The organism is Longimicrobium sp. (assembly GCF_036387355.1).
Lineage (GTDB): Bacteria > Gemmatimonadota > Gemmatimonadetes > Longimicrobiales > Longimicrobiaceae > Longimicrobium.
The window spans coordinates 1-2102 of the sequence record NZ_DASVTX010000386.1 but is presented as its reverse complement, the minus strand read 5'-3'; the positions used below and the strand labels follow the sequence as shown (position 1 = coordinate 2102).

The 2102-nt window shown below is 68.2% G+C and carries 1 protein-coding gene, 2 rRNA genes and 1 pseudogene; all 4 read right to left on the bottom strand.

Going from position 1 to position 2102, the window contains the following annotated elements; genetic code table 11:
• Positions 1-347, bottom strand: a pseudogene (locus VF665_RS16820) (histone deacetylase); the annotation flags it as partial.
• A 19-nt stretch (positions 348-366) separates the two neighbouring features.
• Positions 367-1011: a hypothetical protein gene (locus VF665_RS16815; protein ID WP_331054603.1), complete on the bottom strand. Its 645-nt coding sequence runs from the start codon at positions 1009-1011 to the stop codon at positions 367-369.
• A gap of 587 nt (positions 1012-1598) precedes the next feature.
• Positions 1599-1715 (bottom strand): 5S ribosomal RNA (rrf, locus tag VF665_RS16810).
• Between the two features lie 117 nt (positions 1716-1832).
• A 23S ribosomal RNA gene (locus VF665_RS16805) occupies positions 1833-2102 on the bottom strand; the annotation flags it as partial.

Sequence of the window (2102 nt, the reverse complement as noted above, 5' to 3'; positions counted from 1 at the left end):
GCCACACCCCACCCGCCCGCCTCCGTCTCCCCCAGCGCCACCCTCCCCGCGCAGATGGTCGCCCCGGCCGAGCGGCGCGAGCGCTCCACCATCCCATCGCTCCACGGGAAGCCGATCCGCCGCTGCTCCAGGTACTCCAGCCGCCCCTCGCGCACGCGCTCCACGTAGTCGCGATCGTGCACCAGCATGAGCTCGTCCCACCCGGCGGCGGGCGGCACCTCCAGATGCGATTCGCGCAGGATCCCCTCCGCCAGGCAGCGCTCGCGGACGCGGGCGTACTTGATCATGGGGAAGCGGTGCCCCTCCGGAAGCGGGAGCACGAACTGGTCAGTGTAGAAGGCGCGCACCGTCAGCGCCACGAGTGGGTCAAGGAATCCCCACCACCTTGTGGGTCTGCACGGAGAGCCTCCACGGCGGCCCCAGCTCCATCACCGCGCGGATCGCCTCGCCGTAGTTCGGCCCCCCCGCCTCCGCGACGTCGATCGGCTGGAGGAAGTACTGCTCGAAGCGGGTCCCCTCCACCATCCGCCGCACCGCCGCCACGTCCGGCGTGATCCCGGCGATGGAGGTGCCGGTGAAGAGCAGCTTCAGCTCGCTCCCCTCCTTCTGCGCGAACTCCTCCTGCTTGGGCGAGATCGTGAGCCAGTCCACGAGCGACTGGTCCACCTCGCGCGACCCGTTTGACTCCATCGCGATCCGGTATCCCCGCGCGCGTAGCGCATCGGAGAGCGGCCGGTCGAGCTGCAGGCTCGGCTCCCCGCCGGTCGCCACCAGGAGCAGCCCCGGGCGTTCGCCCCCGAACGACTTCTCGGCCTCCTGGCGCACGAGCTCGAGCGTCCCTTCCAGATCGGTCACCACGCTGGGCCGCAGCCAGTCCGTGTCGCAGAAGGGGCACACCTCGTAGCCCAGGTTGCACCCGGCGAAGCGCAGGAAGACCGACGGCGTCCCCGCCTGCGCCCCCTCGCCCTGGAGCGTCCCGAACACCTCTTTGATCCCGTACTTCCTGGACATCACATCCTCGTCTCGATGCCGGCGCGCAACGCTCCCGACGCGCTTGTACCCTCCACTTCACATCCCGCTCCACGTGCGGGCGCACCCTGCCCCACCGCGGGTGAGGAACGGATGTCCCACTTGTCCGCGCGCAGTCCCAATAATCCCGCATCCCGCATCGGCCAGGAAACCGCAAGTTGGCGCCCCGCAACTACTTGCCAGACTGCACCAGAATGGCCCTCCGATTGCCAATAGGGTAGCCGAACGTCGGAGACGACGCGAAGAAGGGGGCCAGCGACCGCAGGACCAGATCGACTCAAGCGCACCTGCAGCACCCACCCGCAGTCCCGCCGCACGACCCACCCGCCCCACGCCCTCGGCGCTGCCACCCCCCCTTTGAAGGCCCGAAGCCTCCCCGGCTTCGGGCCTTCTGCTGTGCAACAACTGCAACTGCATGGCCTCACGCGGAGGCGCGGAGACGCAGAGAGGGAACTTCGCGTGCTCCTCCGCGTTCTCCGCGTCTCCGCGTGAGACTGCTGTTGGGATGCACGTGTACAAACAGAAGCCCCCCGACGCTCACGGATGAGCATCGGGGGGCTTGATGTGCAGGCCGGCGGCGCCGTACTCTCCCACCGGGTGGCCCCGGCAGTACCATCCGCGCGAGTGGGGCTTAACTTCCGAGTTCGGGATGGGATCGGGTGATCCCCCACGCCATGGCCACCGGCCGTACATGTAGCTTCGGGATGGGAAGGGTAGGCCGGTCAGGTCAGACCGTGGTGTCTCTTTCGTGCCGCCTGGTGTCAGCGGACTTCGTTGTACTTGGGGCCGGCCATGCAAATGGACCGGCCAAGCCACACGGGCCCTTAGTACGGCTCGGCTTTGACGCTCGCGCGTCCTGCACCTGCCGCCTATCCACGTGGTGGTCTCCCACGGCCCTTCAGGAGGCCCAAGGCCTCGGGAAGATTCATCTTTGGAGGGGCTTCCCACTTAGATGCGTTCAGCGGTTATCCCGTCCCAACATAGCTACCCGGCGCTGCCGCGGGCGCGACAACCGGCACACCAGAGGTTGGTCCGTCCCGGTCCTCTCGTACTAGGGACGGCGTCCATCAATC